Here is a 26928-nt window from a genome sequence, read left to right as displayed (position 1 = left end):
GGCGTTGATTTTTGGCACGCTGTTGAGTTCTCAAGGAACGGACGCTTCCTTCGTACTCACCCTCGCGGGCTTTCCTCCGGGCGCTTCCCTTCGGTGTTCCAAACTCTATCAGTGTTTTTCCGTCTCTCTGACCACCATCCTGCGGGCATGCAGAAGGCGACCCCGAGATAGGATCTGACAAGTATGGGTGCTGCTGGGCAAGGACGCTTGGTCGCGTCACTCGGCCTCAAGCAGGAGTACGACTGTACACGGGGCTGGGAAGCGGGTGCAAATCCATTAGGCTGGTGGTCTAGACCACTAACCGGTATCTTCATGCGGAACCGGCACTTCATCTGGCATACCCTGCTGCACAGTGTGCCGTCCGTGACTGGCAGTGACGGCCCCTATGCAACTCCACTCCTGGGAGGCTTCCCATGACCACCGTGACGTCCCCGATCGCAGGACGCGCCATCGGACTGGCAGCTGTGCCGGATCCGGTCTTCTCCGGGGCCATGGTCGGCCCGGGTACTGCGATCGACCCCGTGCGGGAGCCATCCGAGGTTCTCGCTCCCGTGGACGGAGTGATCGTCTCTCTTCACCCGCACGCCTTCGTCGTCGTCGACGAAGAGGGACACGGCGTACTCACCCACCTCGGCATCGACACCGTGCAGCTCAACGGCGAGGGCTTCGAACTGCTCGTGAACAAGGGCGACACCGTGACGCGTGGTCAGGGCGTGGTGCGCTGGAACCCGGCCGCCGTCGAGGCCGCCGGGAAGTCCGCGGTGTGCCCGATCGTGGCGCTCGAGGCCACCTCCGAGGCTCTCTCCGATCTTCGTGACGACGGCGATGTGAAGGCCGGCGACAGTCTCTTCGTCTGGAAGTGACGTCAGTGCCGTCGTATGACGGCAAGCAGGACAACCACCGCGGCGGCGGGACCCGCCGCACTATCGGAGACGGGTGAGATGGAGACAACGCTGCGAGGCGTCGGCGTGAGCCACGGTGTGGCGATCGGCGAGGTTCGGCACATGGGAACGGCGGTGCTGGAGCCGCCTGCCAAGCAGATTCCGGCGGAGGACGCGGAGCGTGAGCAGGGGCGCGCACGCCAGGCCGTGGAGGCTGTGGCTGCCGATCTGATGGCGCGTGGCAATCTGGCGGGGGGCGAAGCCCAAGCGGTGCTCGAGGCGCAGGCCATGATGGCCCAGGACCCCGAGTTGATGGCGGATGTCGAACGGCGCATCGCCGTTGGAAGCACGGCCGAGCGCGCGGTGTATGACGCGTTCGCCGCATACCGCGCTCTGCTGGCCGGTGCCGGTGAGTATCTCGCCGGTCGTGTGGCGGACCTGGATGACGTGCGGAATCGTATCGTCGCCCGGCTTCTCGGGGTGCCGATGCCTGGCGTCCCGGACAGCGACGAGCCGTACGTCCTTATTGCACGTGACCTTGCGCCTGCCGACACAGCACTGCTCGATCCGACCCTGGTCCTCGGCTTCGTCACTGAAGAGGGCGGGCCGACCAGCCACAGCGCGATTCTGGCGCGGGCGCTCGGAGTGCCAGCCGTGGTCGCGCTGCCAGGCGCGGGTGAGCTGGCCGAAGGCACGTTGATCGCCGTGGACGGCAGCACCGGCGAGATCTTCGTCAATCCAAGTGAGGAGAAGAAGGCGCAGCTGAAGGCCCAGGCTGCTGAGCGCAAGGCGGCGCTGGCCGCATCGACCGGGCCGGGTGCCACCTCCGACGGACACAAGGTGCCGCTGCTGGCCAACGTCGGTGGTCCGGCGGACGTGCCGGCCGCCGTCGAGGCCGGAGCCGAGGGCGTCGGTTTGTTCCGTACCGAGTTCCTCTTCCTGGACGACAGCAAGAACGCCCCGTCCGAGGAGAAGCAGGTCGAGGCGTACCGGCAGGTGCTCGAGGCGTTCCCCGAGGGCCGTGTCGTCGTGCGTGTGCTGGACGCGGGGGCGGACAAGCCGCTGGAATTCCTCACACCGGCCGACGAGCCGAACCCGGCTCTGGGTGTACGCGGTCTTCGGACGCTGCTCGACCACCCCGAGGTGCTGCGCACCCAGCTGACCGCGCTGGCCAAGGCGGCCGAGGGCCTGCCGGTCTACCTCGAGGTCATGGCCCCGATGGTCGCGGACCGCGCCGATGCCAAGGCGTTCGCCGACGCGTGCCGTGAGGCCGGGCTGCAGGCGAAGTTCGGCGCGATGGTCGAGATTCCGTCGGCCGCGCTGCGGGCTCGGTCGATCCTGCAGGAGGTCGAGTTCCTGTCGCTCGGGACCAACGACCTCGCGCAGTACACCTTCGCCGCCGACCGTCAGGTGGGTGCGGTCTCCCGGCTGCAGGATCCGTGGCAGCCGGCGCTGCTCGACCTGGTCGCGCTGTCCGCGGAGGCGGCGAAGGCCGAGGGCAAGAGCTGTGGTGTCTGTGGTGAGGCCGCGTCCGACCCGCTGCTGGCATGTGTGCTGACCGGTCTGGGTGTCACCTCTCTTTCCATGGGTGCGGCGTCGATTCCGTATGTCCGGTCGACGCTGGGCAAGTACACGCTGGCCCAGTGTGAGCGTGCCGCTGCGGCGGCCCGGGCTGCGGACAGCGCCGAGGAGGCGCGCAACGCGGCTCAGGCGGTGCTGTCCGGCGAGTAGTCGGACCCGAGCAGTTGTCGGCAGTTGCTTTCTGCCGGTCTTGCTTGAAGGGGCGCTTCACTCTCAAGTGGAGCGCCCCTTGCGCTGTCAGTGGTGGTGGCCCGATGTCGGTCCTTCCTGTCCGAGGTCGGGCGGTGCGCAGTAGTCGACGTCCGATTCCGGGGAGATCAGGTCTCCCGATTCGATGTCGGTGCAGTAGGCGTCGAACACCTCGCCGGCGGTAAGCGGTGCGAGCCCTTCTCCGCGGAGGCGCCAGCCGTAGACGCGGTCGGTGGTTCCGGAGGTGCTGGTGCGCATGACGAGTCCGCCTGGGCTCTGGGTGGCGATGCCGAGGGCCAGGACCGTGGTGAACTCGAGGGCTTCGGCCTCGTCGAGTTGGATGGCGCCGTCGTCGTCCTCGTCGGCGTGGAGGACGGAGACGAGGGTTTCCGGGGTTGCCGAGACGCTGCAGACGAGGTGCCGGTTGCCGGGGCCTGCGGTGTCGAGGATGCGTACGAGGAGGCCGGAGGCGCGGGTGAAAGCTGCGCGGCCGATGTCCTCGCCGCAGGAGGCGCAGGCGCCGAGGCGGGCCAGGAGCGTGGACGCGTACTCCCAGGTGGCCTGGCGGACGGCTTCGTCGACGAGGGTGGGGACGAGGTCCGCCAGGGGCTGGCCGTCGTAGGGGACGGTGGGTCCTGTGCTCGCCAGTTCGGCGGTGAACCGGGTGCGGCTCGACGGGACGTCGGGGTCGAGGCCTGCGTCCGCGCAGAATTCCGCGTACTCCTGGGGGTCGAAGAGTGCGACCGTGGTGTGGCCGCCTTGGGAGGCGCGTGTCTTGAGGAGCGCCTCCACCTGCTGCAGATAGGTCTCGTGACTGTCGAAGGTGAAGCTGCGGTAGCGCCGCATGGCGCGGAAGTCGTGCTCGTCGGTCAGCAGGCCGATGGTGCCGGCGATTTCGCGGCGCAGAACGCGCCGCATGGTCTGGTGGTCGATGTGCGCCATGGTTCCCCCTGAGTGCAGTCGATCATTGCTCACTCACAGTAACCGGGGGCACTGACAACGGCGTCGGGGCGAGGCGATCGCGGACCAGTCGGTCCTGGATGAGGCAGGTCAGGGCTATGAAGCCGCCGAAGCAGGTCCAGCCGGCCGGGCCGATGGTGACGGCCGCGGTGACGGCGAGTGGTCCGACGCTGCGTTGGGCGGACTGGGCCAGGCCGTGGACACCGAGGTAAGCGCCCTGCCCGGTGTCGGGGGCCAGGGCGACGGAGAGCTCCCAGGAGACGGTGGCGTGGATCATCTCGGCCAGGGTGAACGCGACGGCCGCGACGGTGAGGAGCGGGATGGCGGTGGCGGCGCCGCCGGTGGCCGAGAAGGCCATGGCCATGCCACCCAGGGCGAAGGCGGCTGACAGCGGGGTGAGCAGCTTGCGCGCGGCCCTCGTCGTGGTTGCGAAACGAGCCAGGGGGACCTGCAGGGCCACCACCATCACGTTGTTGAGGACCAGCAGCAGGGGTGCGAGGCCGTGCGGTGCGCTGGTCGCGTGTGCGATCCAGAGGGGTAGGCCGACCTTGAACACGGCGTCGTCCAGGAAGAGCACGGTTTCGGTGGCGACGTAGGCGAGGTAGGTGCGGTCGCGCCAGGGGTTTGTGCGTGGCGGCTTGGTCGTGGGTGTCGGGGTCTTCGACGTGGCGACGGCGCGCGAGGGGGACGGGGGTTCGCCGCAGCGCAGCGTGAGGAGTGCCGAGGCGATGAAGGACAGGGCGTCTCCGGCGAGCAGCCACTGGTACGCGGAGGCGGTGCCGAGGGCGAGTGCCGTCGCGGCGGCGAGACCGCCCAGGGCCCAGCCCGCGTTGGCGACAGTGCGGTGGACGGCCTGGTAGCGGACGCGGTCCGCTCCTGCCACGCGCGTGGCGTAGAGCCTGGTGAGGACGCTCGCCGCGCGGTCTCCGAGGCTGCCGGCGGCCGAGAAGGCGAGGAGCAGGGCGTAGTCGTTCGTGGTGAGCAGCGCCAAGGAGGCGACGGCACGCAGAAGTTGGACGGCGATCAGGACGCGGGTGAGCGGGAACCGGTCGGCGAGGCGGCCGCCCAGGGGTGCGCCGGCGATGCCGATGGCTCCGGCGACTGCGGCGAGCGTGCCGACCTGGGCGACGGAGAGGCTTGAGACGTAGGTGAAGTAGAGCACGGACACCGAGGCCCACAGTCCGCTGCCGATGCGGTCGACTAGGGCGATGGTGAGCATTCTGCGCCCGTCACGCCCTCCGGGTACGCGGCTCGACCATGCGGCTGTGCGACGCATCGGATGCACTGCTCCCCCTTGCCTGGATTTATGTATTGATACATAATTTCCAACGTGGCAACACAATATGGGATCACTGGTACGACGGCCAAGGGAATTGCCGCTTCCGTCGAACGGGCCGTGGCGGAAGAGACATTGGGGCCAGGTGCCGCGCTGCCTCCCGTGCGACGGCTCGCGGACGACCTCGGGGTCAGTCCGGGTACGGTCGCCACGGCCTACAAGGAGCTGCGGCGACGCGGAATCGTGGTCACGCGCGGGCGTGGCGGGACGGTGGTGGCGTCGGCTCCGGCGGTGGCGTCACGGCGTCCGCCCAAAGTCCCGGAAGGTCTGCGGGACTTGTCCGGCGGGCACCCGGACCCCGCTCTGCTTCCCGCTGTCGTTCCGCCGTCGCGTCTGTCCCCCGGTGCCCGGGCACACCGGTCGACACCAAGGCTGGCGCGGCTGGAGGAGGTCGTACGCCATTGGATCGGGCCCGACGGTGTGCCCGTGGAACATGTGACGTTCGCACATGGAGCGTTGGATCTGATCGGGCGGCTGCTGTCCGTGGAGTTGCGGCCCGGGGATGCCGTGGCCATGGAGGACCCCGGATATCACCATCTGCTGGATCTGGTCACGGCCTTGGGGCTGCGTGTCGTGCCGGTGGCCGTGGACGACGAGGGGGTTCGGCCCGATGCCCTGCGCGGGGCGCTACGGGCGGGAGTGCGGGCCCTGGTGTGCAGTCCCCGGGCGCAGAACCCGTACGGCGGCTGCTTCTCCGTGGCACGCCGGGACGCGCTGGTGGAAGTGCTCCTGGACGAGCCCGATGCGCTGGTCGTCGAGAACGACCACGCGTCCGCCGTCGCCGCCGCACCGCTGCACACGCTGACGAGCGGTGGACTGACGCGCTGGGTGCACGTGCGGACCGTCAGCAAGTTCCTCGGCACCGACCTGCGGTGGGCGACGGCGGCGTGTGATGCGACCACGCTGGCCCGCCACGACGGCCGGCTGCTGCTGACGTCGGGCTGGGTCAGTCATCTGCTCCAGGACATCGTCCACGGGCTGCTGACCGACGACGGCACGCGCGCGTTGGTGGCACGCGCGCAGGAGACATATGCACTGCGCCGTGGCGCTCTTCTCGATGAACTGGGCAAGCGCGGCATCCGCGGACACGGGGCGAGCGGGATGAACCTGTGGGTGCCCGTGCGGGACGAGTCGGCCGTGGTGAACGGGCTGCGTTCGTACGGCTGGTGGGTCGCGGCGGGCGCCCGCTTCCGCTCGTCGTCGGCAGCGGGGGTACGGATCTCCGTCGCCGAGCTCGAGATTGCCGACGCGGTGCGGCTGGCCTCGGACTTCGCTGCCGTGCTCGGTGAGTCCGAGGCCACCTACGGTGGTTGACCTGCCCGGTCAGGCGCGCTTGCGGGCGAGGTCCTCGTAGAAGTGCAGCAGGTCGAGGTTGTCGATCGAGCCGGGGTTGACCGCCTTCTCGAGTGAGGTGCCCTGGAGGAGCCGCTTGACCGGGACCTCGATGCGCTTTCCGGTGAGCGTGTGCGGGATGCCGGGGACCTCGATGATCTCGTCCGGGACGTGGCGTGGTGAGAGCTGTTCGCGGATGGTCTGCTTGATGCGGCTCAGGAGGGTCTCGTCCAGGGCGGCCCCGGGGGCCAGGTGCACGAAGAGGGGCATCCAGTAGCCGCCGTCGGGCTGCTCGATGCCGATCACGAGGGATTCCCTGATCTCGGGCAGGCGCTCGACGGCCTCGTAGATGTCCGCCGAACCCATGCGCACGCCCTGCCGGTTGAGCGTCGAGTCGGACCGGCCGTGGATGACGACGGAGCCGCGGGAGGTGAGGGTGATCCAGTCGCCGTGGCGCCATACGCCGGGGTACGTGTCGAAGTAGCTGTCGTGGTAGCGGCTGCCGTCGGGGTCGTTCCAGAAGTGGATCGGCATCGACGGCATGGGGTTGGTGACGACGAGCTCGCCGACCTCGTCGACCAGGGGCTTTCCGCTCGGGTCCCAGGACTGCAGGTCGGTGCCGAGGCCGGGCGCCTGGAGTTCACCGATGTACACCGGGAGGGTCGGTACGGCTCCTGCGAAGCAGGAGCACACGTCCGTGCCCCCACTGACGGACGCGATCCACAGATCGTCGCGGACCTCGTCGTGCAGCCAGCGGAACCCGTCGGGCGGCAGCGGTGATCCGGTGGTCGCGACGCACTGCACCTTGGAGAGGTCGAAGTCGCGCGCCGGGTGCACGCCGGCCTTGCGGCAGGCCATGACGTACGCCGCCGAGGTGCCGTAGAGGGTGGCTCCGGTGCGTTCGGCGACGCGCCACTGGGCGCCCGTGTCCGGGTAGCCGGGGCTGCCGTCGTAGAGCACGATCGTCGTCCCGGTGAGGAGGCCGGAGACGAGGAAGTTCCACATCATCCAGCCGGTCGACGTGTACCAGAAGAAACGGTCCTCGGGACCCAGGTCGCAGTGCAGGCCGAGCTGTTTGAGGTGCTCGATCAGGATGCCGCCCTGGGACTGGACGATGGCCTTGGGGAGGCCGGTCGTGCCCGAGGAGTAGAGCACCCACAGCGGGTGGTCGAAGGGGACCTGCTCGAAGACGGGCTCGGTGTCCGCGCCGGTCAGGGACGACCAGTCCAGGGCGCCTTCGGGTGCCTCGGTGCCGAGGAGGGGGATGTGGACGACGGCACGCAGCGTGGGCAGTTCGCGGCGCAGTTCGGCGACGATGTCGCGGCGGTCGTGCTCCTTGCCGCCGTAGCGGTAGCCGTCGACGGTGAACAGGACGACCGGCTCGACCTGCTGGAAGCGGTCCAGGACGCTGCGGGCGCCGAAGTCGGGGGCGCAGGACGTCCAGACACCGCCCACGGCTGCCGTGGCGAGGAGGGCGACGACGGCCTGCGGGATGTTCGGGAGATAGCCGCTGACACGGTCACCGGGGCGTACGCCGAGGGCGCGCAGCTCGGCCGCCAGCGAGCCCACCTGGCGGCGTAGTTCGGACCAGGTCACCGGGCGCGCTTCGTGGGTCTCGTCGACGTACAGGAGGGCCGGTTCGTCCGCGCGGGTCGCGGCCGCACGCAGAGCGTGTTCGGCGTAGTTCAGGGTCGCCCCGGGGAACCACTCGGCGCCCGGCATCGAGCGGTCGCCGAGCACGCGCGCGTAGGGTGTCGAAAACCGGACGTCGAACCACTCGGCGACGGCCTTCCAGAAGGTGTCCAGTGCGTCCACGGACCAGCGGTGCAGTGCCGCATAGCCGCCCTCGGCCGGGGCACCGTGGCGCTCGGCCGCCCAGGCCTGGAACTTCGTCACCTGCGCCTGGGCGATGCGTTCCGGATCTGGCTGCCAGAGCGGCTGGGGATTCACGGTCGACATGGGGCGGCTCCCGGACTGTGCGCGTCGTGTGCGTCGGTCGCGCACGTGCTGGGGTGTGCGCGTGACGCGGCTGACACGGACGATGCCATGTGATCGACTTCTACACCAGGGTGCGCCCCACATAGTCGGTGTCGTGAAGATGTGGTCTCGGCACGGGTGAACGGCAGTTGAACGGCACGCGTGTGTGGGGCGGTCAGTGGCAGGGTGAGCAGCATGGACGGTCGTGACCTGGTGCGTTCGGTGAGGGTGGTCGGTTCTGCGGGGGCGGCCCAGAGGTTGCGTACCGTGAGGGCGGCGTGGCGCAGGAGGCGTGCGGATGCTTCCGCGCTGCCGCCGAGGAGGGCCGAGCGGGCGCGGGTGCCCGGGCCCGTGCAGGACGTGGAGCCCGGGCCGGGCGGCGGCATCGTCCGCTTCAGCCGCTCGGAGCTGCGGATCGTGGTCGCCGTGAACGGGGCGGTCTTCTGGGGCTGGGACGGGGCCGAGCCGGAGCCGTCGTACGCGCTCGCCGGACGGTGCCCGGAGCCGGATCCGCGGGCGGTTCTGGAGCCGGACAAGGACGGCGGCTGGCGGGTCGTGGCGGAGCGGGTGACCGTTGTCGTCTCGCGGCACGGAGCGGTCGAGGTGCGTACGCCCGGTGGTGTGACCCTGCGCCGTGATCTGCCGCCCCGGTGGTGGGAGCCGGTCGGGGGCGGAGCCGCGCGCTGGATGCAGCGCTCGGAGGTGTCCGCCGACGCGCGGTTCTTCGGTCTGGGGGGTCGCGCGTCGGGCCCCCGGCTGCGCGAGGGAACGTACCGCCTGTGGAACACGGACCCCGGCCGCACCTTCGGTCCCGGCGACGATCCGCTGTACATCACGATGCCGGTGCAGCTGGTGGTGGCCGACGCCGGCACGCATCTGGTGTTCCACGACACCTCGTGGGACGGCACGGTGACGCTGCGGGAGGGCGAGGAGGGCGCCGGTTCCGGACACGACCGGGCGGGGACGTCCGAGCTGCGGACGGACGGCGGTCCACTGCGCTGCTGGGTGATGGTGGGCACCCCCGCGCGCGTGCTGCTCGCCTGGGCGTCGCTGACGGGTGCGCCGGCGCTCCCGCCCGCCTGGGCTCTGGGACACCACCACGCGCGCTGGGGCTTCGGCAGTGAGCAGGAGGTGAGGCGGATCGTCTCCGGCTACCAGGAGCGCGGGCTGCCGCTGGACGCCGTGCATCTGGACATCGACCACTACGACGAGCACCAGGCGTTCACCGTCGACCGCGAGCACTTCCCCAAGCTGCCCGTGCTGGCCGAGGAGCTGCGGCGGGACGGGATCCGTCTGGTGTCGATCGTCGACCCTGCGGTCAAGGCCGCCGAGGGCAATGCCGTGTACGACAGCGGGACGGCCCAGGATGCGTTCGTGCGGGACGCCTCGGGGCGTGTGGTGCGTGGGGTCGTGTGGCCCGGGGAGGCGGTCTTCCCGGACTTCACCCAGGCGCGCGTGCGTGAGTGGTGGGGAGGTCTGTACGAGGAGCGGCTCGCGCAGGGGTTCTCGGGTTTCTGGCACGACATGAACGAACCCACCTCGTTCACCGCGTTCGGGGAGTCGACGCTGCCTCGTTCGGCCAGGCACTTCCTGGAAGGACGGGGCGGGGACCACCGGGAGGCGCACAACGTCTACGCGCTGTGCATGGCCAGGGCGGCCTACGAGGGGCTGCGCGAACTGACCCCCCAGGAGCGGCCGTTCGTCTTCTCACGTTCCGGGTGGGCCGGTATGCAGCGCTACGGGGGGACATGGTCCGGTGATGTGGCCACCGGATGGCCCGGACTGCGGGCCTCGCTGTCGCTGGTGATGGGGCTCGGGCTGTGCGGGGTGCCGTACTCGGGTCCGGACGTGGGCGGCTTCGACGGCAGTCCCTCGCCCGAGCTGTATCTGCGGTGGTTCCAACTGGGCGCGTACCTGCCGCTGTTCCGCACGCACGCAAGTCTGCGGGCGGGACGCAGGGAGCCCTGGGAGTTCGGCCCAGAAGTGCTGGAGCACGCGCGCGTGGCGCTCGTCGAACGCCGGCGACTGCTGCCGTACTTCATGACGCTGGCGCATCTGGCCCGGCGCACGGGAGCTCCCTATGTGAGGCCGCTCTGGTGGGGCACGCCCGAGGATCGTGCGCTGCGGGACTGCGAGGACGCCTTCCTGCTGGGCGACTGCCTGCTGGTGGCGCCGGTGCTCGATCCGGGCGCGGACCGGCGTGCTGTGCAGCTGCCCCGGGGGCGCTGGTACGACACAGTGACGGAGAAGGTGTACGAGGGACCGGGGCAGGTGCTCGTCGACGCCCCCTTGTCGCGGATTCCGGTGCTCGCGCGCGCGGGTGCCGTCGTCCCCGTGCGCGGGGACGACGGCGGTCTGGAGCTGGAGGTGTGGGCCGCCGCCCGGGGACGGAGCGGCGGCGGACTGGTGGTGCAGGACTCGGGGGACGGTTGGGACGAGCCGGAACTCGAGCGCTACGTCGCCCGTTGGAAGGGACGGCGGCTGGTGGTCCGGCGGGAGGGCGAGGGCGGCTCGGGCAAGCCGCCCTACCCGGTGCGGGTGCGAGGAGTCGAGCAGGGCTGACTCAGAGGTAACGGCCCTCGAACCAGGCCCGCACGGCCAGCGTGTGCAGGGGGAAGGCGAGCTCCTCCGCCCTGCGCAGGAGGTGCCAGCCTTCCGTCTCGTCCGTGGCGGCGGACTGCGGGAGGCCCTCGGCAGGGCGCTCCGGGAGGAGCCCGAACAGCAGCAGGTGTCCGTCGGGGGAGCTCATGGCGTCGACGAGCCGCACGTCGCGGCTCGCCGCGTCGATGCCGGTCTCTTCCTTGAGCTCGCGGACCACGGCATGCCGCCAGTCCTCGCGGTCGTCTATGAAGCCGCCGGGCAGGGCTATGCCCCCGCGTGCGGGGGCGATGGTTCGGGTGATGACGACCAGGGCGGTGCCCTTTGTGTCGTACACGGGCTGGAGCGCGATCGCGACCGGAAGCGGATTGCGGTAGGCCACGGCCTTGCAGTCCGGACAGGTGCGGGGCCAGCCGGAGACGCCCTCTCCGTAGGGCGCTCCGCAGCTCGAACAATGTGAGTCGGGCGCGGAGTTGGGGGCGGAGGCATGAGTTTCGGACACGAAGCGGAATGTATCCGATCACGTGGAGGGCGTCTCCTCGAGGCGGCTCAGTGGCCGTTGGTGAGCGACTTCCAGGAGACCGGGAAGTCGAAGTAGGTGTCCGGGTAGGGCTCGGGCTTGTACGTGTAGTGCCACCACTCCTCGGCGAGGTTCACGAATCCGAGACCCTCCAGGGTGCTCTTGAGCAGCAGCCGGTTGGCGCGCTGTTCGCCCTGGATGCGCGGGTCGAGGGTGTGGGCCAGGGTGTCGAAGCAGTCGAAGCCGGTGCCCATGTCGACGGAGTTGTCCGGGAAGCGCTCGTCCTTGGGTGCGTAGCAGGGCACGAGGGGTTCGCCGGGGTGGTACGGCCGGGTCCGCCGCGCGGGGAGCTTCACGATGGTGAGGTCCATGGTGGAGCCTCGGCTGTGGCCGGATTTCTCCGCGATGTAACCGTCCTCGAACAGCCGGGTCTTGTCGACGTTCGGGTAGAACTCGCCCTTCATCGCCTGGTCGTCGAGGTCCTCGGCCCACCGGACGAAGTGGTTCACGGCGCCTTGCGGCCGGTAGCAGTCGTAGACCTTGAGGGTGTAGCCCTTGCGCAGCAGCTTCGTCTGGGCTTTGTGGAGCGCTTCGGCGGCCGGCCGGGTGAGGATGCACAGGGGCTGCTCGTAGCCGTCGATGCGTTCGCCGACGAAGTTGTGCACCGTGAAGTAGCGCATCTCCTGGATGATCGTCGGGTCCACGGTTCTCAGAGCCACGAAGTCGCTCGGTGCCTTGGGCTCGGTGCTAGCCCGGGCAGTGGCGGAGGTGGCGGTCACGGCCAGCAGGGCGGCGAGTGCGGTGATCAGACCGCGAACTGCACTGGTGAGTCGTGTCATGTCTCCTGCATCTACCAGGTCACTGTTCCGCACGGGAAGCGATCGGATGCAGTTCACTCCGGATGCAACCAAGGGACGGCCGGAACCACCCCCGTGGGCCCCGGCCGTCCCTTCCGTAACGACGACGCAGCAGGGGCCTGTTCGGTTCGGTGGGACGCCCTGCCCTTTTCCGGATGCCCGTGGCAGACTTCTGACGTTCCGTCAGATTCCGTAGCGGGGAGGGGTTGTGTCGCGTACGCGCAGGCCTGTGGTCGACGGATGGTTCGCCGGCGGCGAGGACGGCTTCAGGCTTCTCGGCACGCGCTGTGCGGCGTGCAGCTCGGTCTTCTTTCCTCGCGAGGACACGCACTGCCGCAACCCCGGGTGTCCGGGCGGCGGCCTGGAAGAGGTGCCGCTCTCGCCCCGCGGGCGGGTCTGGTCGTACACGGACAGCCGCTATCGACCTCCGTCACCGTATGTGACCGATCCGGAACTTCCGTGGGAGCCGTACACGTTGATCGCTGTGGAGCTCGAGGCCGAGCGGATCGTGGTGCTGGGTCAGGCGGCTCCCGGGATCACCGTCGCCGATCTGACGGTGGGCATGGAGGTGGAGGTCGCCCCGGGCGTGCTCCATGAGGACGCGGAGACGACCTGGACGACCTGGCACTGGCGGCCGACGGGGGTGAGGGCATGACGGGTGAGGTGGCGGTGCTCGGCGCGGGCATGCACCCGTGGGGCAAGTGGGGGAGCAGTTTCGTCGAGTACGGCGCGGTGGCGGCCCGCGCGGCGCTCGCCGACGCCGGGCTCGAGTGGCGGGACATCGGCTCGATCGTCGGCGCGGACACCGTCCGTGGCGGCTATCCGGGGTTTGTGGCCGGTGCGACCTTCGCGAAGGCGCTGGGCTGGCAGGGGGCCCGGGTGGCGAGCGTGTACGCGGCGTGCGCGTCGGGGTCGCAGGCCGTCAACACCGCGCGGGCGCAGATCCTTTCGGGACTCGCCGACGTCGTCCTCGTGGTGGGCGCCGACGCGGCGCCCAAGGGGTTCTTCCGGCCCGCGGGCGGCGACCGTCCCGACGATCCGGACTGGCTGCGCTTCCGGGTCCTCGGGGCGACCAATCCGACGTACTTCGGGCTGTACGCGCGCCGTCGCATGGCCGTGCACGGGGACACCCCGGAGGACTTCGCACGGGTCAAGGTGAAGAACTCGGCCCTGGGCGCACTCAATCCGAACGCGCGCTACCGCAAGCGGGTGACCGCCGAGGAGGTCGCCGCCTCCGCCGTGGTCGCCGACCCGCTGCGGCTGCTCGACATCTGCGCGACGTCGGACGGAGGTGCGGCACTGGTGCTCTCCAGCCTGGAGTTCGCGCGCCGGCACGGCGCTGCGGAGCCGGTGCGGATCCGGGCCGTGTCGACCGTGACGCCGCGCTACCCCAACACGGTGCTGGACCTGCCGGACATCGCGACGGACTCCGCGATGGCGGTGGAGCCGACCGCCGAGACGTTCCGGGCGTCGATCGCGAGCGCTGCCTACGAGGAGGCGGGCGTTGGGCCCGAGGATCTCTCCTTCGCGGAGGTCTACGACCTGTCCACGGCGCTGGAGCTGCAGTGGTACGAGGATCTGGGGCTGTGCGGAGAGGGAGAGGGAGCGAAGCTGCTGCGGGAGGGCGCCACGACCCTGGGCGGGCGAATACCGGTGAACGTGAGCGGTGGACTGGCCTCTTTCGGGGAGGCGGTTCCGGCACAGGCGATCGCCCAAGTCTGCGAGCTGACCTGGCAGTTGCGGCAGGAAGCGGGTGACCGGCAGGTCGCGGGCGCTCGGGTGGGAATCACGGCGAACCAGGGGCTGTTCGGGCACGGGTCGGCGGTGATCGCGGTGCGGTGAGGAGCGCGCCGTCGTCGCAGCTGGGTGCGTCCGGCTGCGCGGTCTCTCCTCGCGAACCGGAGCAAGCCCTTTCTCATACGCTGCGTGATCGCCCCGAAATGCTGCGTGAACGTCTCATGAACTGGGCCTGGGGGTGCTCCGGCGGAGTCATCATGCTGCCGTGCGCTCCTGGACGGACACTCTCCGCTTCGCTTTCCAGCCGGTGGTCAATCTGGCCACCGGAGGGGTCGCGGGGCTGGAGATACTTGCCCGCCCGGAGACCGGCGACATCCTGGCCGAGGCCCGCCGGGACCCCGAACTCGACGGCCGGCTCGCGGTGTTGGCGGTCCGCGCGGCGGCGCACAAGGAGACGCTGCTGCCGCTGCACGTCAACGTATTCGCGGGCACCCTCGCCGACCTCGGCGGCCTCACCCCGCTGCACGCCGCCGTGCGCGAGGCGGGACGGCTGCCGTGGGAGGTGACCGTCGACGTCGGCCCGCCGTACACGCATGTGCCGCAGCAGGCTCTGCTGGAGGCGGTGGCCGCGCTGCGGGGCCAGGGTTTCCGGATCAGCGCGGACGGCATCGGGGACGGCGACGTACCCCTGCGGCTGCTCAACGACATGGCACCCGACCTGGTGAAACTGGACGCATCGCTGCTGGCGCGGCCGGCTGCGGTGAGGGCGATGCGGACGCTGTGCGAGCAGTTGGGAGCGCTGCTGTCCGTCGAGGGTGTGGAGACGGAGCTGCAGTGCGCGGCCGCGGTGTCGGCCGGGGCGCAGCTGGCCCAGGGGGCGCTGTTCGCGCCGCCCGCCCGGCTGCCCGCAGCGGACGTATACATTCCGCCCCTCCCCCCCGGCGTCGTGGCGGTGCCGCGGTCAGGACCGTCGGTCCGCGAGTTCGTGCGGCCTGCCGCGCTGTTGCCCGCCACCGTGTCCGCCGGTCAGGTGCGGGCGCTGCTCACCGGGTCACCGGAGGTGTCCGGAGTGCTGCTCGTGGACGTGCACGGGACCCCGGTCCGCTCGGTGCACCGCTCGCGCTTCCTGCTGTCGATGTCGGGCCGCTACGGGCATGCGCTGTACGCCGACCGGCCGGCAGCCAAGCTCGGGGATCCGCCGCGGACGGTGGGCGTCGACGCCACCGCCTGGGAGGTTCTGGACGTGGTGGCCGTCGGCGGCCGGGACCGTACGTCGGACGATGTGGCGGTGGTCGACCGGCAGGGGCGGTGTGTGGGGGTCGTACGGCTCGCGGATCTAGTGCGGGCGCTGGCCGAGAGCCGGGTCGAGGAGGCAGCGGGGCTCAATCCGCTGACCCGGCTGCCCGGTTCGGACGCGATCACCGGGGAGGTGGACCGGCGGATCGCGGACGGGCGGACGGTCGCGCTGAGCTGGCTGGACGTGGACCACTTCAAGCAGGTCAACGACGGGGCGGGGTTCGCCGCCGGCGACGAGCTGATCAGGTCCGTGGCGCGTGCGCTGCAGCATGCCGCATCCGGCAGCACGCGCGTGGGGCACATCGGCGGAGACGACTTCCTGGTGCTCGCGGATCCGGAAGGCGTGGATCCGCTGGCCCGCGCGGTGCTGGACGCGCCCTGGTCGGCGGGCGGGCGTCCGGTCACGTTGTCCCTGGCCACGGTTTTGTGCCGGCCCGGCAGCGTGACGGACCACCGGCAGGTCGCGGCCTGTCTGGCGCCGCTCAAAAAGGCGGCGAAGTCCCTGAACGGCGCAAGCTGGGTGCTGGGCCGCGCAGGGCTGCCGGGATACGAGATTCTGCGCGGCTCGGAGGCCACGCCCGCCCAGGCGGGGTGCGCGGTGGCGGAACCCGGGAGAGGATGAGTCTGTACTGGTACCGGCCGTGGGTACTCCCCACGGGCGCTCGGGCGGCTGTCACCGTTGCCGTCAGCGACCTTGACGCTCTCTGGGCGCCGGTGAACACTTCCGGTGTCAGTCGGCATCGCCGTACATACACGGTGTAACCAGGCACGCACCGCGCGGGCCGCGCCTGCGGGACAGGCCCGCTCCCTCACGGGCGATTCGGCTGCGACGGCACGCTCGTCACGGACGCCGGGCGGGGCGCGGGACACTCCCTGCCTTCGGCTGAAGTCGCCATGGGAAACGCACCCTGCACACAGGCCCGGGGTCGATCACCCCGGGCCAGGGCCTAGGAGCCGCCATGAGCAACGGAGAGACGGGGATCCCACACCGCAATCGCGCGGGGATCCCGGTGATCGGACCGCTGATCGGCGGGGTGCCTTCCGGGCTCATCCTCACAACAGCCTTCTTCACAGCAGCTTTCTGATCCACAGCAGCTTTCTGAAGGAACGACGAAGGGGACGTCATGACGGACAAGTTCGTCGCCGCTATCGACCAGGGCACCACGTCCAGCCGCTGCATCGTCTTCAACCAGGACGGCGCGATCGTCGCCGTCGACCAGCGCGAACACCGCCAGATCTTCCCCAAACCCGGCTGGGTGGAGCACGACGCCACGGAGATCTGGTCCAAGGTGCAGGCGGTGGTCGCCGGAGCGATCGCCAAGGCCGGACTGCGCGCCGACCAGCTCAGCGCACTCGGCATCACCAACCAGCGCGAGACCACGGTCCTGTGGGACCGCGCGACGGGCAAGCCCGTGCACAACGCCATCGTGTGGCAGGACACGCGCACCGCGGCCCTGTGCAACCAGCTCGGCGGCTCGGACGGGCAGGACCGCTTCCGCGAGCAGACCGGACTGCCGCTGGCCACGTACTTCTCCGGTCCCAAGGCCGCCTGGCTGCTCGACAATGTGCCCGGGCTGCGGGACCGCGCCGAGCGCGGCGAGATCGCCTTCGGCACGATCGACTCCTGGCTCATCTGGAACCTGACGGGCGGCACCGACGGCGGGCAGCACGTCACCGACGTGACCAACGCCGGCCGCACGATGCTGATGAACCTGGAAACCCTCCAGTGGGACTCGTCGATCCTCTCCGCAATGAACATCCCAGAGGCCGTCCTCCCCGAGATCAGGTCCTCCGCCGAGACATACGGCACCGCGGTCGGCCAGCTGGCCGGCGTGCCGGTCGCCTCGGCCCTCGGCGACCAGCAGGCGGCGGTGTTCGGTCAGGCCTGCTACGACGTGGGCACGGCGAAGAACACGTACGGCACGGGCAGCTTCCTGCTGCTCAACACGGGCAACCGGCCGGTGGCGTCCAAGAGCGGGCTGCTGACGACGATGGGCTACAAGATCGGCAGTGAGGCGCCGGTCTACTGCCTGGAGGGGTCCATAGCCATAACGGGCGCCCTCGTGCAATGGTTCCGCGACCAGCTCGGCATCATCCGCACCGCCGACGAGATCGAACCCCTGGCGGCGAGCGTCGAGGACAACGGCGGTGCCTACATCGTGCCCGCCTTCTCCGGCCTTTTCGCGCCCTACTGGCGCTCCGACGCGCGCGGGGTCATCACGGGCCTGACGCGCTACGTCACCAAGGCGCACCTCGCCCGGGCCGTGCTCGAGGCGACGAGCTGGCAGACGCGCGAGGTCGTGGACGCCATGTACCAGGACTCCGGGGTGCACATCACCACCCTGAAGGTGGACGGCGGCATGACCAAGAACAACCTGCTCATGCAGCATCAGGCGGATGTGCTCGACGTTCCGGTGGTCCGCCCGAAGGTCTCCGAGACCACCTGCCTGGGCGCCGCCTACGCGGCCGGGCTCGCCACCGGTGTGTGGAACGACCTCGACGAGCTGAAGTCCCACTGGCAGAAGGACGTCGAGTGGACGCCGGCCATGGAGGCGTCCGTACGTGACCGCCAGTACCACAACTGGCGCAAGGCCGTGGAGAAGAGCTTCGGCTGGGAGGAAGACGGCGACAACTAGGCACACGCGCGCGTGCCCAAGGCTGCGGCTCGTACCCCGGTCGGCGGGGGTACGGGCCGCGCACCCGCGTCAGGTGACGACGCTCTGGCGGCGGTCCGCCGCGTGTGCCATCGCGTGCTGGACCACGCCGATGAGGACTTCCTTGACGGACTCCCGGTCGCGGGCGTCGCACAGCACGAGCGGAACGTCGTCGTCGAGGTCGAGGGCCCGACGGACGTCGTCCACCGGGTAACGGGCCGATCCCTCGAAGCAGTTGACGCCGACGAGGAAGGGTATGGAGCGCCGCTCGAAGTAGTCGACGGCGGCGAAGCAGTCCTCCAGGCGGCGGGTGTCGGCAAGGACGACGGCGCCGAGCGCGCCCTCGGACAGCTCGTCCCACATGAACCAGAACCGCTCCTGCCCGGGCGTGCCGAACAGGTACAGCACGAGGTCCTCGCGGAGCGTGATGCGGCCGAAGTCCATGGCGACGGTGGTGGTGTGCTTGCCCTCCACACCGCTCGTGTCGTCGATCGGCCGACCGGCCTCGGTGAGCAGTTCCTCGGTGCGCAGCGGCCTGATCTCGCTGACCGCCCCGACGAGGGTGGTCTTGCCCACGCCGAAGCCGCCGGCCACCAGGATCTTGAGCGTGACGGGCTCGACCGGAGGCTTCCCGCGCTCAGAACGCCCGAAGATCATCGTTCTCTTCTCCTGCTTGATCGGGGTCGTGGGGCGGCGGGCCGTAGCCTCCGCCGCCTGGGGTTTCGATGACGAGTACGTCGCCGGGAAGCACGTCCGCCGCGTCGCTTCCGCCGAGCGCGGTGACCGTGCCGTCGGCGCGCTCCACGCGGTTTGCGCCCAGCGCACCGGGCTCGCCGCCCGCCATGCCGTACGGCGGGACCCTGCGGTGCTGGGAGAGCGTGGAGACCGTCATGGGCTCGTGGAAGCGGATGCGTCGCACCGCACCGTCGCCGCCGCGCCAGCGTCCGCCGCCGCCGCTGCCGTGCCGTACGGCGAACTCGTCGAGCTGTACGGGCAGTCGCCACTCGAGGACTTCGGGGTCGGTGAGCCGCGAGTTGGTCATGTGTGTCTGCACGACGGGCGCACCGGGGAAGCCGTCGCCGGCGCCGGACCCGGAGGCGACGGTCTCGTAGTACTGGTGGCGCTCGTTGCCGAAGGTGACGTTGTTCATGGTCCCGGAGCCCTCGGCCTGGACGCCGAGCGCCGCGTACAGGGCTCCGGTGATGGCCTGGGAGGTCTCGACGTTGCCCGCGACGACGGCGGCCGGCGGCTCGGGCGCGAGCATCGACCCTGGCGGCACAACGATGTCGAGGGGGCGCAGACAGCCGTCGTTGAGCGGGATGTCGTCGGCGACGAGGGTGCGGAAGACGTACAGGACGGCCGCGTTGACGACCGCGAAGGGGGCGTTGAAGTTGCTGGCCAGCTCGGGGGACGTGCCGGTGAAGTCGACGGTTGCGGAGCGGTTTTCGCGGTCCACGCGCACGCGCACGCGGATGACGGCGCCCGAGTCGGTCTCGTAGGCGTACTCGCCGTCGTCGAGGGCGTCGATGACCCGTCGTACGGCTTCCTCGGCGTTGTCCTGGACGTGCTTCATGTACGCCTGGACGACGTCGAGGCCGAAGTTCTCGATCATGCGGGCGACTTCGTCGACGCCCTTGCGGTTGGCGGCGATCTGGGCGCGCAGGTCGGCGAGGTTGGTCTTCGGGTTGCGGGAGGGATAGCGCGCTTCGGTGAGCAGGCGGAGGGTCTCCTGTTCGCGGAAGCTGCCGTTCTCGGCGAGCAGCCAGTTGTCGAAGAGGATGCCTTCCTCCTCGATGGTGCGGCTGTTCGCGGGCATGGAGCCCGGGGCGATGCCGCCGATCTCGGCGTGGTGGCCGCGGGAGGCGACGTAGAACAGGATCCGGTCACCCTGCGTGTCGAAGACGGGGGTGATGACGGTGACGTCGGGCAGGTGGGTGCCGCCGTGATACGGGTCGTTGACGGCGTAGGTGTCGCCGGGCCTCATCGACGAACCGCGGCGCCGGATGACCTCTTTGACACTGGTGCCCATCGAGCCCAAGTGGACAGGAATGTGAGGGGCGTTGGCCACCAGGTTTCCGTCCGGGTCGAAGAGCGCGCAGGAGAAGTCCAGGCGCTCCTTGATGTTGACCGACTGGGCCGTGGACTCCAGCCGGGCGCCCATCTGCTCGGCGATCGACATGAAGAGGTTGTTGAAGACCTCGAGAAGAACCGGATCGGTTTTTGTGTCGAGATCGGAACTCTGCGTAATCGCCGCGCGTTCCATGACCAGATGCCCGTCGTCTCGTGCCACGGCCCGCCAGCCGTCGTCGACGACGGTCGTCGCACTGGCCTCGGTGATGATCGCGGGGCCGGTGACGGTTTCGCCGGGAGGGAGGTCCTCACGGCGGTGGAGGGGTACGTCGCGCCAGGCGCCGCCGGTGTGCAGGCGCACCGTGTCAGGGGTGGCGGTGCGGCCTTCGTACGGGGCGAGGGCGGAGAGATCGGGGGGTTCTGTGATGCCGGTGGCTTCAACGGAGAGGGCTTCGACGACGATCGGGCGGTCCAGCGTGAAGGAGTACGTGGCCCGATGACGATCTTCGAAGGAGCGGCGCATCGTGTCGGGCTCGGTCAGCTCGACGGTGAGGGTGGTGTCGGTGCCGTCGTAGCGCAGCTGGGCGCGGCGGGTGACCTGGATGCGGTCCTCGGGGACGTCTTCGGCGAGGAGTTCGGCGCGGGCCGCTCCCTCGAGGTCGTCGGCCGTCTTTTGGACGCCGGGCATGGAGGCGGGCTCCAGGGGCGCTTCGGCGGACTGTTCGCGCATGGCTGTGGTGTCGGCGAGGCCGATACCGAGCGCGGACAGCACACCGGCCATGGGGGGCACGAGGACGGTGCGGATGCCGAGCGAGTCGGCGACCATGCACGCGTGCTGACCGCCCGCCCCGCCGAAGGTGGTGAGGGCATAACGGGTGACGTCGTGACCCTTCTGGACGGAGATCCGCTTGACGGCGTTGGCGATGTTGGCGACGGCGATCTGCAGGTAGCCCTCGGCGACCTGCTCGGGCGTGCGGTCGTCGCCGGTCCGCTCGCGGATGTCGCGCGCGAGGGTGGCGAAGCGGTCGCGAACGAGGTCCGCGTCGAGAGGCTGGTCGCCGTCGGGGCCGAACACCTTGGGGAAGTGGGTGGGTTGGATGCGGCCGAGCACGACATTGGCATCGGTGACGGCCAGCGGGCCGCCGCCGCGGTAGCAGGCCGGCCCGGGGTCCGCGCCCGCCGAGTCCGGCCCTACGCGGTAGCGGGAGCCGTCGAAGTGGAGGACCGAGCCGCCGCCGGCCGCCACGGTGTGGATGTCCAGCATGGGGGCGCGCAGCCGGACACCCGCGATCTGTGTGGTGAAGACACGTTCGTACTCACCGGCGAAGTGCGAGACGTCGGTGGAGGTGCCGCCCATGTCGAAGCCGATGACACGGTCGAAACCGGCCAGCTGCGACATGCGGGCCATGCCGACGATGCCTCCGGCGGGCCCGGAGAGGATGGCGTCCTTGCCTCGGAACTGCCCGGCCTCGGCGAGACCGCCGTTGGACTGCATGAACATCAGCCGTACGCCCTGGAGTTCGTCGGCGACATGCTGGACGTAGCGGCGCAGCACGGGCGAGAGGTAGGCGTCCACGACGGCGGTGTCCCCACGCGGGACGAGCTTCATCAGGGGGCTCACCTCGCTGGACAGCGAGATCTGCGGGAAGCCGATGCGGGCGGCCAGCCTCCCCACGGCCTGTTCGTGGGCGGGGTGGAGGTGGCTGTGCATGCAGACGACGGCGACGGCGCGGATCCCGTCGTCGTACGCCTCCTGCAGGGGGCCGACGAGGGTGTCCGGGTCGGGGGCGCGCAGGACGGTGCCGTCGGCGGCGATGCGCTCGTCGACCTCCACGACCCGCTCGTGGAGCAGTTCGGGGAGTTCGATGCGGCGGGCGAAGATGTGCGGGCGGTTCTGGTAGGCGATGCGCAGGGCGTCACGGAAGCCGCGGGTGACAACCAGCAGGGTGCGTTCGCCCTTGCGCTCGAGGAGGGCGTTGGTGGCGACCGTCGTGCCCATGCGGACGGCCTCGATGGGCTCCTCGGTACCGTCCAGCAGTTCGCGGACGCCCGCGACGGCCGCGTCGGAGTATCGCGCCGGATTCTCCGACAGCAGCTTGTGCGTGAGCAGGCGGCCGTCCGGGCGTCGCGCGACGATGTCGGTGAACGTGCCGCCTCGGTCGACCCAGAACTGCCAGCCTGTCACGTCAGTACCCCGCTTCCGCGCCGCTCACAGCGCCCGGAGGCCGTTGATCACGTCGCGCAGAATACTCTCGTCCGGCAGTTCGGCAGGGGGTACCGGCCGCGTCACATGGACGAATTCCGCGTCCACCAGGTCACCGATGAGGACCCGCACCACCCCGATCGGCAGATCGAGCTCGGCGGCGAGTTCCGCGATCGACTGGGGGGCGTCACGGCACAGATCGACGATGTCCACGTGCTCCGGGGACAGCGTCGCGTCGGCGTCCGGATCGTCCGCCTGGGGTTCCGTGACGACCACGGCGATCAGGTCGAGACGGTGCTGGCCCGGACTGGTGGTGCGGCCGCGCGTCATCGCGTACGGACGGACGACCGGTCCGGCCTCGTCGTCGAACCAGTGGCTTCTTCCCTGACCGTCAGCGCTCATGACATCCCACTACCCGCCCGCGGGCAGATCGGTGCGCGGAGCGGCGCCCAGATGTACACCGACCCGCTTGACGAGGAGCGTCATCTCGTAGGCGACCAGGCCGACGTCCGAGTCGGCGTCCGCGAGGACGGCCAGGCAGCTGCCGTCGCCCGCGGCCGTCACGAACAGGAAGGCCTCGTCGAGCTCGACGACCGTCTGCCGCACATTGCCCGCCTCGAAATGGCGGCCCACGCCCTTGGCCAGGCTGTGGAATCCGGAGGCGACGGCGGCGAGGTGCTCACTGTCCTCCCGGGTGAGGTCCTTGGACACACCGGTCGGCAGGCCGTCCCCGGAGAGCACGATGGCTTTGCGGATGCTCGCGACGCGGTCCACCAGGTCGTCCAGGAGCCAGTTCAGTTCCCCGGACTTGTTGGTCGCGGTGTGGCCGGTCGCCTTCGGTGCGGTCATCGACCGTCCCCCTTTGTCGTTCCCTGTGGTGCTGTGCCGCTGTGGGCGTCGTCGCCCGCGGCGTTCTCCTCGCGGCCGCGCTGCCAGCCGCGCTGGAGCGAGGCCATACGGCTGCGTACTTCGTCGGCGTCCCGCTCCCCGAGGTCCCTGTGCTCCTCCGTGTGCCGCTGGGGGCTCTGCTTCAGCTGCGGGGCCAGGTTGGCCTGCCGTACGCGCCGGGGCAGCGGGCCCGTGCCGGAGCCTGTCTCCTGCGGTGCGGTGCCGGGGCGCCGGGCGGTGGGGGCGGCGTCGCCGGGGGCGATCGCGGCTCGGCTGCGCATGGGCAGGGCCGGGGCCTCGCCGGAGCGTCCCTCGGGCGCCGGGGAGGCCGCGCGCTCACCGGGGCCGTCGGCCCCGCCGTTGCCCGGGCGCAGCGGCGAGGCGCCGCGGCGGCGGGTCGGCAGCGGGGGCACGGCTGCCTGGTCTGGCCCGCCCCTGCCCGCCAAGGGCTCCTCGCCCCGGCGGCGGGACGGCAACGGTGCCGTGGCCTCCGGCTCGGGTCGACCCGGACCTGTGGCAGGACCGTCGACCGCGTCCTCGCGGCGCGAGCGCTGCTCGGTGACCGGGCGACCGTGCGAGCTGACCAGCTTGGGCGTGCGGCGGCGGGGCAGCGCGACCGGGGCGCTCGCATCGGCGCCGTCGTGGTCGGGTTCGTGGCGCTCGGGGGCGTGATGAAGATCGCCGTGGTGGCTGGTCGTCTCGTCCTCGGCGAGGACGATGGAGCGGCGTGGGCGGAAGAGTCCGCCGCGTTCGCTGTCCTCGTCGTCGAGCGCGCCCGGGAAGTCCTCGATGGCGTCGAGGTCGACGGGCGCCTCCAGTTCGATCGGACCGTCCAGGAGAGAGGCCGGCAGACCGGGCAGTTCCACGGGCATCTGGGAGAGCGCGGTCCGGCGGCTCTCCTCCAGCTCGGCCTCCTTCGAGGGTCGGGGCCGGTCGAGACGGAAGCCGATGCCGTTGGTGTCCGGGACGTCGTCCGTCAGCAGCGCGTCGGGGATGAAGACGACCGCGGTGGTGCCGCCGTAGGGAGACGGCTGCAGCGAGACGCGGACGTTCTGCCGCTGGGCGAGCCGGCTGACCACGAACAGGCCGAGCCGGTCGGTGTCCGACAGCTCGAACTCCGGTGTCTCGGCGAGCCGGAGGTTGGCGTCCAGGAGGGCGTCGGCCGCCATGCCGAGGCCGCGGTCGTGGATCTCCAGGGTGAAGCCGTTGGCGACCCGCTCGCCCAGGACCTGGACGGCCGTGTGCGGCGGGGAGAACACCGTGGCGTTCTCCAGGAGTTCGGCCACGAGATGGGTGAGGTCGGCGACGGCCGGACCGGTGACCGCGACCCGCGGCAGCCGGCGGACCTCGATGCGCTCGTAGTCCTCGACCTCGGCGACGGCGGCGCGCACCACGTCCATGAGCTGGACGGGCCTGCGCCACTGCCGGGAGGGGGCGGCACCGGAGAGGATCACGAGGCCCTCGGCGTGCCGGCGCATACGGGTGGTGAGGTGGTCGAGGCGGAACAGGTCGGCGAGTTCGTCGGTGTCCTCGGTCCGGCGTTCCATGGTGTCGAGCAGGGTGAGCTGCTTGTGCAGGAGGACCTGGCTGCGCCGGGCGAGGTTGACGAACACCTCGGAGACCCCGGCGCGCAACTCGGCCTGTTTCACGGCGGCTTCGACGGCGGCGCGCTGCAGGGTGTTGAGGGCCTGGCCGACCTCGCCGATCTCGTTCTTGTCGAACTCCAGGCGTGGGACCTCGGTCTCCACGTCGACCTGTTCGCCCGCGGACAGCCGGCGCATGACGCTCGGCAGCCTTACGCCGGACGCCTCGTGGGCCTCCAGGCGCAGTTGCCGCAGGTCGCGGATGAGGGTGCGGCCGACACGCACGGACAGGAAGAGCGAGGCGAGCAGGGCGAGCAGACCCAGGACGCCGGCGATGGCGGCCTTGGCGATGACGCCCATGGCGACCGGGCGGACGCGGTCCTGGTAGCGGTCGCCCGCCTGGTCGTTGAGGGTACCGAGCTCGTCGAGCACGTTACCGGCGGCGGTGTCCCAGCTCTGCGCGCTGACCTCGAGGGACGTGCCGGACCCGGAGGAGATCGCGGACTCCTCGGCCACCCGCAGCGGGGCGGTGGCGGCGTTCTTCCAGAACCGGTCGTAGCGGTCGCGTTCCGACGAGGGCAGCAGCGGCAGGTTGACGTCGTACATCAGGGTGCGCTGGGCGACCAGGTCGGAGACGTCGCGGCTCGCGCTGCGGGAGAGCTTGCCGACGATCAGGGAGGAGCCGAGGAGGGCGTCCTCACGGGAGAGCAGTTCGCGGGCGCGGGCGAGGTTGACGAGTGCGCGGTACTGCTTGTCCATCTCGACGTTGTCGACGACATGGAGGTTGGTCAGCAGGGTGTAGCACGGGTCGACCAGGCGGTTGTACAGGTCGAGGGCCCGGGCGCGGTCGACGGTGCCGTCCGCGACGCCGCGGCGCAGGGCGTCGATGCCGTCGAAGGCGTCCAGCACGGCGGTCAGACGCTCGTCCGTGCCCTCACCCACCGCGTCGCGCACATCGGGGTCCTTGGCGTTCTTCCGGATCTCGGCGACGGCCCTGTCCGTGGCGGCCCGGCTCTGCCGGAGGTCCGTGAGCCCGTCGGAGGCCCGGGGATCGGCCAGGTAGACGAGGGTCTGGCGGCGTTCCTGCTGCAGGACGCGGACGGTGTCCTCGATCGGGTAGGCGATCTTCTCGACCACGTCCGACACGTTGAACAGCTGTTCTGCTTCACGACCCGTGAGTACCGTGGCGAAGCCCCAGATCGCGGTCAGGGACACCAGCGGCACGAGAAGCAGCGCCACGATCTTCCGGCGGATCGACTTCCCGCGAAAGCGCATGGCCTCCCCCAGCTCGCCCCCCACCGACCGGGGGTACACATGTACGTCAACAAACGGCGCGAGCCTACTACCGACGCACAGGTAACTCGAAGAGCCGTCCGGAAGCTGAACTTCCGCGCGGGCGGCGAGACATGGGGAGTTGTCCGGTCATTGGGGGAGATTGCCTCCCCGATTCCTGTGGTGACCGCCGATGTCCATCCGACCGGCCCGCCCGGCCAGTTGGCTGGAAATTTACGCTCCTTGGGAATCTTCAGGACGCCTTGTTCGTCCTTGTCCATGGGAGATGGGGGCGGAATCGGCCACAGGAGCCGCATCCCGCACCCCGGCGGCGTAAAACAGCGCAAGCCGGGCAGCCACAGGGGAGCCGTGTGATCGGACACGGCGCGAGCTGTCTGCCGGCGGTGGGGAGTGACACGTTGATGGGCACGGCGGAGCGGTGTGAGGCGCCCGGAGACGGCGTGGCGGCGCACCTGACGGTGCAGCAGAACGCCGAGGCACCGGATCGCGACATTCCGGCAACCGGACGCGAGGCAAGGGACAGACGCGGCGCTGCGGCGGGGACCAGGGAAGGCAACATGGACCAAGTGCAGCCTCCCTACCAGCCATTGTGGGTCGAGGAGCCGGCGCGGCGGCGCCGCATGCCCGATCCGGTGCGCACGGCGGCGGTGCGGGCGGTGCTCATCATCGCCGTGACGCTGATCCAGGCGATGGTGGCCTTCCTGTGCACCATGGCCGGATCCTGGCTGGCCTTCCCGATGGTCATCAGCAGCGTCGTCAGTACGGTGGTGGCCACCTGGGGCGCCCTGGACGTCTGGGTGACCCGCCAGGTCTGGAACCAGCGCAACGGCGTGGTGTCGGCGCCGAGCAGCACCGCCCGGGCCCTGCGCCGCGAGCGGGGCCGGGGCCCGCCGGAGGGGGGGGGCCCCCCGCGGGGCCCGGAGGGGGTTAGCCCGCCGGGGGGGAACCCCCGGGTTTGGGACACCCGAGTGGG

The 26928-nt window shown here is 70.5% G+C and carries 19 protein-coding genes; 9 read left to right on the top strand and 10 right to left on the bottom strand.

Annotated elements, in window-relative coordinates:
- The first annotated feature begins 413 nt into the window (after positions 1 to 413).
- Positions 414 to 863: a PTS glucose transporter subunit IIA gene (locus tag ABZ880_RS53265; protein ID WP_361278982.1), complete on the top strand. Its 450-nt coding sequence runs from the start codon at positions 414 to 416 to the stop codon at positions 861 to 863.
- 78 nt (positions 864 to 941) lie between these two features.
- The gene (gene ptsP / locus ABZ880_RS53260) at positions 942 to 2612 is read left to right on the top strand and encodes a phosphoenolpyruvate--protein phosphotransferase (protein WP_361278980.1); all 1671 of its coding nucleotides are present in this window, start codon (positions 942 to 944) and stop codon (positions 2610 to 2612) included.
- A gap of 87 nt (positions 2613 to 2699) precedes the next feature.
- Here ptsP and ABZ880_RS53255 read toward each other — a convergent pair whose 3' ends face one another.
- Together ABZ880_RS53255 and ABZ880_RS53250 are read right to left on the bottom strand one after the other, a co-directional pair.
- The gene (locus tag ABZ880_RS53255; protein WP_361278977.1) at positions 2700 to 3593 is read right to left on the bottom strand and encodes a hypothetical protein; all 894 of its coding nucleotides are present in this window, start codon (positions 3591 to 3593) and stop codon (positions 2700 to 2702) included.
- 22 nt (positions 3594 to 3615) lie between these two features.
- The gene (locus tag ABZ880_RS53250; RefSeq protein ID WP_361278974.1) at positions 3616 to 4830 is read right to left on the bottom strand and encodes an MFS transporter; all 1215 of its coding nucleotides are present in this window, start codon (positions 4828 to 4830) and stop codon (positions 3616 to 3618) included.
- Positions 4831 to 4941: 111 nt separating this feature from the next.
- Between ABZ880_RS53250 and ABZ880_RS53245 the strand changes: the two genes are divergently transcribed.
- On the top strand, positions 4942 to 6261 hold the full coding sequence (locus ABZ880_RS53245) for an aminotransferase class I/II-fold pyridoxal phosphate-dependent enzyme (protein ID WP_361278972.1): 1320 nt from the start codon (positions 4942 to 4944) through the stop codon (positions 6259 to 6261).
- A gap of 9 nt (positions 6262 to 6270) precedes the next feature.
- On the opposite strand, the gene ABZ880_RS53240 is transcribed toward ABZ880_RS53245, so the two are convergent.
- Positions 6271 to 8238, bottom strand: a complete 1968-nt coding sequence (locus ABZ880_RS53240; RefSeq protein ID WP_361278970.1) for an acetoacetate--CoA ligase — start codon at positions 8236 to 8238, stop codon at positions 6271 to 6273.
- Positions 8239 to 8451: 213 nt separating this feature from the next.
- Here ABZ880_RS53240 and ABZ880_RS53235 point away from each other — a divergent pair, with 213 nt between their 5' ends.
- Positions 8452 to 10818 carry a TIM-barrel domain-containing protein gene (locus ABZ880_RS53235; RefSeq protein ID WP_361278968.1) on the top strand — a complete coding sequence of 789 codons (2367 nt, stop codon included), beginning with the start codon at positions 8452 to 8454 and terminating at the stop codon, positions 10816 to 10818.
- Between the two features lies 1 nt (position 10819).
- Here ABZ880_RS53235 and ABZ880_RS53230 read toward each other — a convergent pair whose 3' ends face one another.
- Both ABZ880_RS53230 and ABZ880_RS53225 read right to left on the bottom strand, forming a co-directional pair.
- Positions 10820 to 11356, bottom strand: a complete 537-nt coding sequence (locus ABZ880_RS53230) for an NUDIX domain-containing protein (RefSeq protein WP_361278966.1) — start codon at positions 11354 to 11356, stop codon at positions 10820 to 10822.
- A gap of 47 nt (positions 11357 to 11403) precedes the next feature.
- A complete protein-coding gene (locus ABZ880_RS53225; RefSeq protein WP_361278964.1) occupies positions 11404 to 12213 on the bottom strand; it encodes a M15 family metallopeptidase in 810 nt (269 codons plus the stop codon).
- 247 nt (positions 12214 to 12460) lie between these two features.
- Between ABZ880_RS53225 and ABZ880_RS53220 the strand changes: the two genes are divergently transcribed.
- From ABZ880_RS53220 to glpK, 4 genes are all read left to right on the top strand, one after another.
- On the top strand, positions 12461 to 12886 hold the full coding sequence (locus ABZ880_RS53220) for a zinc ribbon domain-containing protein (RefSeq protein ID WP_361278962.1): 426 nt from the start codon (positions 12461 to 12463) through the stop codon (positions 12884 to 12886).
- Positions 12883 to 14073, top strand: a complete 1191-nt coding sequence (locus tag ABZ880_RS53215; RefSeq protein ID WP_361278960.1) for a lipid-transfer protein — start codon at positions 12883 to 12885, stop codon at positions 14071 to 14073. The genes ABZ880_RS53220 and ABZ880_RS53215 overlap by 4 nt, the downstream gene beginning before the upstream one ends.
- 160 nt (positions 14074 to 14233) lie before the next feature.
- Positions 14234 to 15886: a GGDEF domain-containing protein gene (locus ABZ880_RS53210; protein WP_361278958.1), complete on the top strand. Its 1653-nt coding sequence runs from the start codon at positions 14234 to 14236 to the stop codon at positions 15884 to 15886.
- 502 nt (positions 15887 to 16388) lie between these two features.
- Positions 16389 to 17900 carry a glycerol kinase GlpK gene (gene glpK, locus ABZ880_RS53205; RefSeq protein WP_361278955.1) on the top strand — a complete coding sequence of 504 codons (1512 nt, stop codon included), beginning with the start codon at positions 16389 to 16391 and terminating at the stop codon, positions 17898 to 17900.
- A gap of 69 nt (positions 17901 to 17969) precedes the next feature.
- Here glpK and ABZ880_RS53200 read toward each other — a convergent pair whose 3' ends face one another.
- Genes ABZ880_RS53200 through ABZ880_RS53180 form a run of 5 tightly spaced genes read right to left on the bottom strand, consistent with a single transcriptional unit; the run spans position 17970 to position 25937 of the window.
- Positions 17970 to 18575, bottom strand: coding sequence for an ATP/GTP-binding protein (locus tag ABZ880_RS53200; protein ID WP_361278953.1), 606 nt, complete (start codon positions 18573 to 18575; stop codon positions 17970 to 17972).
- Positions 18556 to 22173: a hydantoinase B/oxoprolinase family protein gene (locus tag ABZ880_RS53195; protein ID WP_361278951.1), complete on the bottom strand. Its 3618-nt coding sequence runs from the start codon at positions 22171 to 22173 to the stop codon at positions 18556 to 18558. The genes ABZ880_RS53200 and ABZ880_RS53195 overlap by 20 nt, the downstream gene beginning before the upstream one ends.
- Before the next feature lie 24 nt (positions 22174 to 22197).
- Entirely contained in the window at positions 22198 to 22593 is a 396-nt protein-coding gene (locus tag ABZ880_RS53190) for a DUF742 domain-containing protein (protein ID WP_361278949.1), read from the bottom strand.
- A 9-nt stretch (positions 22594 to 22602) separates the two neighbouring features.
- A complete protein-coding gene (locus ABZ880_RS53185; protein ID WP_361278946.1) occupies positions 22603 to 23040 on the bottom strand; it encodes a roadblock/LC7 domain-containing protein in 438 nt (145 codons plus the stop codon).
- Entirely contained in the window at positions 23037 to 25937 is a 2901-nt protein-coding gene (locus ABZ880_RS53180; RefSeq protein WP_361278944.1) for a nitrate- and nitrite sensing domain-containing protein, read from the bottom strand. Before ABZ880_RS53180 ends, ABZ880_RS53185 begins: the two co-directional genes overlap by 4 nt.
- A 458-nt stretch (positions 25938 to 26395) precedes the next feature.
- On the opposite strand from ABZ880_RS53180, the gene ABZ880_RS53175 reads away from it, so the two are divergent.
- Positions 26396 to 26928: hypothetical protein (locus tag ABZ880_RS53175; RefSeq protein WP_361278942.1), on the top strand; the 533-nt coding region annotated here is incomplete at its 3' end.

It is taken from the genome of Streptomyces sp. NPDC047043 (genome assembly GCF_040644055.1).
Taxonomy (GTDB): Bacteria; Actinomycetota; Actinomycetes; order Streptomycetales; family Streptomycetaceae; genus Streptomyces.
Note: the sequence above shows the minus strand (reverse complement) of the source record. Positions and strands in the feature narration are given on the sequence as shown.

What these genes read in the sequence shown, in the direction of transcription:
- ABZ880_RS53250 (WP_361278974.1), bottom strand. Translation starts at nt 4,830, where the DNA reads ATGCTCACCATCGCCCTAGTCGACCGCATCGGCAGCGGACTGTGGGCC.
- ABZ880_RS53185 (WP_361278946.1), bottom strand. Translation starts at nt 23,040, where the DNA reads ATGACCGCACCGAAGGCGACCGGCCACACCGCGACCAACAAGTCCGGG.
- ABZ880_RS53265 (WP_361278982.1), top strand. Translation starts at nt 414, where the DNA reads ATGACCACCGTGACGTCCCCGATCGCAGGACGCGCCATCGGACTGGCA.
- ABZ880_RS53255 (WP_361278977.1), bottom strand. Translation starts at nt 3,593, where the DNA reads ATGGCGCACATCGACCACCAGACCATGCGGCGCGTTCTGCGCCGCGAA.
- ABZ880_RS53240 (WP_361278970.1), bottom strand. Translation starts at nt 8,238, where the DNA reads ATGTCGACCGTGAATCCCCAGCCGCTCTGGCAGCCAGATCCGGAACGC.
- ABZ880_RS53225 (WP_361278964.1), bottom strand. Translation starts at nt 12,213, where the DNA reads ATGACACGACTCACCAGTGCAGTTCGCGGTCTGATCACCGCACTCGCC.
- ABZ880_RS53235 (WP_361278968.1), top strand. Translation starts at nt 8,452, where the DNA reads ATGGACGGTCGTGACCTGGTGCGTTCGGTGAGGGTGGTCGGTTCTGCG.
- glpK (WP_361278955.1), top strand. Translation starts at nt 16,389, where the DNA reads ATGACGGACAAGTTCGTCGCCGCTATCGACCAGGGCACCACGTCCAGC.
- ABZ880_RS53190 (WP_361278949.1), bottom strand. Translation starts at nt 22,593, where the DNA reads ATGAGCGCTGACGGTCAGGGAAGAAGCCACTGGTTCGACGACGAGGCC.
- ABZ880_RS53180 (WP_361278944.1), bottom strand. Translation starts at nt 25,937, where the DNA reads ATGCGCTTTCGCGGGAAGTCGATCCGCCGGAAGATCGTGGCGCTGCTT.
- ptsP (WP_361278980.1), top strand. Translation starts at nt 942, where the DNA reads ATGGAGACAACGCTGCGAGGCGTCGGCGTGAGCCACGGTGTGGCGATC.
- ABZ880_RS53200 (WP_361278953.1), bottom strand. Translation starts at nt 18,575, where the DNA reads ATGATCTTCGGGCGTTCTGAGCGCGGGAAGCCTCCGGTCGAGCCCGTC.
- ABZ880_RS53215 (WP_361278960.1), top strand. Translation starts at nt 12,883, where the DNA reads ATGACGGGTGAGGTGGCGGTGCTCGGCGCGGGCATGCACCCGTGGGGC.